The following is a 327-nucleotide window of genomic DNA, read 5'->3' as shown; positions in this document are numbered from 1 at the left end:
GGGGGGAAAGGAGAGAGGAGAAAGGGAAGAGAAGAGGGAGGGGAGAGAAAGAGGGGAGGGGAAGGGGGAGAGAAAGAGGGAAGAGAGAAGGAGGGAGGGGAGAAAAAGAGAAGGAAAGAGAGAAAAAAGGAGAAAGGAAAAGGGAAAAAAAAAGAGGAGAGGGGAAGGAGAAAGAAAGAGAAAGAAAGAAGGGAAGAAGAGGAAGGGAGGAGGAGAGAGAGAAGGAGGAAAGGGAGAAGAGAAGAAAAAAGGAGGAGAAGAAGAGGGAGAGGAAGAAAAAGGAGAAAAGGGGAAGGGGGCCCGCGACGGCGTCGCCGAGGCCAACAC

At 51.7% G+C, this 327-nt stretch carries 1 protein-coding gene; it reads left to right on the top strand.

Translation table 11 applies throughout. From position 1 onward, the window contains the following. On the top strand, positions 1-327 hold a 327-nt coding region (locus NR073_RS11450), incomplete at both ends, for a hypothetical protein (protein ID WP_256748852.1).

The organism is Micrococcus sp. Mcc28 (assembly GCF_024519775.1).
GTDB classification, from domain to species: domain Bacteria; phylum Actinomycetota; class Actinomycetes; order Actinomycetales; family Micrococcaceae; genus Micrococcus; species Micrococcus luteus.
The sequence above is the reverse complement of the archived record's forward strand: the minus strand, read 5'-3'. Positions and strand labels throughout refer to the sequence as shown.